Raw genomic sequence first — 2738 nt, forward strand, 5'->3', positions numbered from 1 at the left:
GGGGTGGTGGGATGGGGGCCGGTGTCGTGTCGTCCCTGACGTCCATGGCCGCTCCTTACCTGTCGATGTTCGGGCGCCGGGTACCCGACAGTCCGCAGCCGGCCAGGTGTTCACGGGTGCTGACCGCGATCGGCAACGGCACCTCGGGAGCACACGGGTACAGGTCCTGCTCGACGATCACGAACAACTCCGCGTCGAGCCGGGCCAGTTCGGCCACCACGTCGGCCGGCTTCGGCACCCCGGCCGGCGGTGACACGCACACCCCGCGCTTCACGGCCTCGCCGAAGGACAGGTCCTCGGCCGCGACCTGCGCCAGGATCTCCGGGTCCATCTGCTTGATGTGCACGTAGCCGACCCGCTCGCCGAAGCGGCGGATCAGGTCGAGGTTGTCCCCACCGCCGTAGGCGACATGTCCCGTGTCCAGGCAGAGGTTCGTGTAACGGCTGTCGGACTCGTTCAGCAGCCGCTCGATCTCCGGCTGGGTCTGGATGTGGCTGTCGGCGTGCGGGTGGACGACCAGCCGTACGTCGTACTCCTCCAGCAGCAGCCTGCCCAGCCGGTCGGCGGCCCGGCCGAACCCGGCCCACTGCTCGGCGGTCAGCTCGGGCGACTCGGTGAACGCGCCCGTCTTCTCGTCCCGGTACATCGGCGGGATGAAGACGAGATGGTGCGCCCCCGCGGCGGCGGTCAGCGCGGCGACCTGCCGGACGTGGGCGAGCATCTCGTCCCACGCCTCGGGCCGGTGCAGCGCGCCGAAAGCGGTACCGCCGGAGACCTTGAGCCCGCGGGCGTCCAGTTCGGCCTTCAGCCGCTGCGGGTCGGTGGGGAGATAGCCGTACGGGCCGAGCTCCAGCCACTCGTATCCGGCCTGGACGAGCTCGTCGAGGAAACGGGTGTACGACACCTGGTGCTCGTCCTGGGGGAACCAGACACCCCAGGAGTCGGGGGCGGAGCCGAGGCACAGGTTGCCGACGGTCGTACGCAGCGGGGCTGGCGCCGTTGCCATGGTGAGAGTCCTTCGGGGAGAGGAAGGGGGCAGGCGTAAAACTGATGCGCTCTACTAGCGCGCTCTAGTTCGAGTACGATGACCCCTGTCCAAATGTCCTGTCAATAGGTTGTTGCCGGGAGATTGCCGAGTCCTGGTACGGGCCCCGTGCCGGACACCCGTAAGGTGGTCGGCGTCGGAGGGTGGGTTCACACGTGGATGCATCGGGCAGGCAGCGGCCCACGATGGCGGACGTCGCCGAGAAGGCGGGCGTGTCCCGCGCGCTCGTCTCGATCATCTTCCGCAACCAGGCGGGGGCCAGCCGGGAGACGCGGGAACGGGTCCTGCGCGTCGCCGACGAGATCGGTTACCGGCCCGACAGTGCGGCCCGGCTGCTGGCCCGTGGCCGCAGTCGCACGCTCGGCGTGATGTTCACCGTGCACCAGACCTTCCACACGGACCTCATCACCGGCATCTACCCCGAGGCCGAACGGCTCGGTTACGACGTCCTGCTCTCCGGGGCCACTCACGGCCGCAGTGAGGCCAAGGCGGTCGAGGCGCTGCTCAGCCACCGCTGCGAGGCGGTGATCCTGCTCGGCCCGGACGCCGAACCGGACTATCTCGCCGAGCTGGGGCAGCGCACGGTCGCCGTCTCGATCAGCCGCCGGGTGCCCCAGGCCCATGTCGACTTCGTGCACTCCGCCGAGGGCAAGGGCGTCCGGCAGGCCATGGACCACCTGGTGGAGCTGGGGCACCGCCGGATCGTGCACATCGACGGCGGACGCGGCCCCGGTTCGGCGGAGCGGCGGCGTGCCTACCGCGCCGCGATGCGCCGCCACGGGCTTCAGGCGCAGGCGCGGGTGATCCCCGGCGAGCACACCGAGGAGTCCGGTGTCGAGACCGGCCGGCTGCTGCTGGCCGAACGCGACAGCGGCCGGCCGCTGCCGACGGCGGTCCTCGCCGGCAACGACCGCTGCGCGATGGGGCTGCTGATGGCCCTGACCCGGGCCGGCGTCGAGGTCCCGCGCGACCTGTCCGTCGTCGGCTACGACGACAGCCACCTCTCCCACCTGATGCCGCTCGGGCTGACCACCGTCCGCCAGGACGCGTTCCTCATGGCCGAGCACGCGGTCCGCTTCGCCGTCGAACGGCTGGAGAACGGGGAACTGCCGCCGAGGGAGGCGGTGCTGGACCCGAAACTGGTGGTGCGGGGAACGAGCGGCCCCGTGCCGGCGGAGGACTGTGCGGACACCCCCTAGGTGTGCTGTTCGGACAGGTTGGTGACGCGGCTGGCTGGTGTTTGGCCGCTGATGCCGGTGTGGGGTCGGTGGTAGTTGTACCAGTCCAGCCAGTCGGGAAACGCTGTCTGTCGTTCGGTGTCTGAGGTGTAGGGCCGCTGGTAGGCCCATTCATCGAGCAGGGTGCGGTGGAAGCGCTCGACCTTGCCGTTCGTCTGCGGACGCCAGGGCCGGGTCCAGCGCGGGCCGATGCCCAGCTCACGGCAGGTGTCCCGCCAGGTGTTCTTGGTGTAGRCCCAGGCATTGTCGGTCAGGACCCGCTCGACGGTGACACCGTGCTGGGCGAACCAGGCCGTTGCCCGGCGCAGGAAGGCCGCGCAGGTGGCGGCYTTCTCGTCGGGCAGGTCTTCGGTGTAAGCCAGGCGGGAGTGGTCGTCCAGGGCGGTGTGCAGGTAGGCGTATCCGGCCCCGTTACGGCGGTCTTTGTTCGGGCTGCCGGCCGCACGGCCCAGCAC

Annotated in this window: 3 protein-coding genes; 1 reads left to right on the forward strand and 2 read right to left on the reverse strand. The window is 70.4% G+C overall.

Going from position 1 to position 2738, the window contains the following annotated elements:
- Nucleotides 1-55 precede the first annotated feature (55 nt).
- A complete protein-coding gene (locus tag CA983_RS42515; RefSeq protein ID WP_086605974.1) occupies nucleotides 56-1006 on the reverse strand; it encodes a TIM barrel protein in 951 nt (316 codons plus the stop codon).
- A 224-nt stretch (nucleotides 1007-1230) separates the two neighbouring features.
- Between CA983_RS42515 and CA983_RS42520 the strand changes: the two genes are divergently transcribed.
- Nucleotides 1231-2244, forward strand: a complete 1014-nt coding sequence (locus CA983_RS42520; RefSeq protein ID WP_086605975.1) for a LacI family DNA-binding transcriptional regulator — start codon at nucleotides 1231-1233, stop codon at nucleotides 2242-2244.
- Here the strand turns inward: CA983_RS42520 and CA983_RS42525 are convergent.
- Nucleotides 2241-2738: integrase core domain-containing protein (locus CA983_RS42525; protein WP_143645782.1), on the reverse strand; the 498-nt coding region annotated here is incomplete at its 5' end. The genes CA983_RS42520 and CA983_RS42525 overlap by 4 nt on opposite strands.

The sequence above is a fragment of the Streptomyces swartbergensis genome (genome assembly GCF_002148965.1).
In the GTDB taxonomy this organism is placed as follows: domain Bacteria; phylum Actinomycetota; class Actinomycetes; order Streptomycetales; family Streptomycetaceae; genus Streptomyces; species Streptomyces swartbergensis.

What these genes read in the sequence shown, in the direction of transcription:
- CA983_RS42520 (WP_086605975.1), top strand. Translation starts at nt 1,231, where the DNA reads ATGGCGGACGTCGCCGAGAAGGCGGGCGTGTCCCGCGCGCTCGTCTCG.
- CA983_RS42515 (WP_086605974.1), bottom strand. Translation starts at nt 1,006, where the DNA reads ATGGCAACGGCGCCAGCCCCGCTGCGTACGACCGTCGGCAACCTGTGC.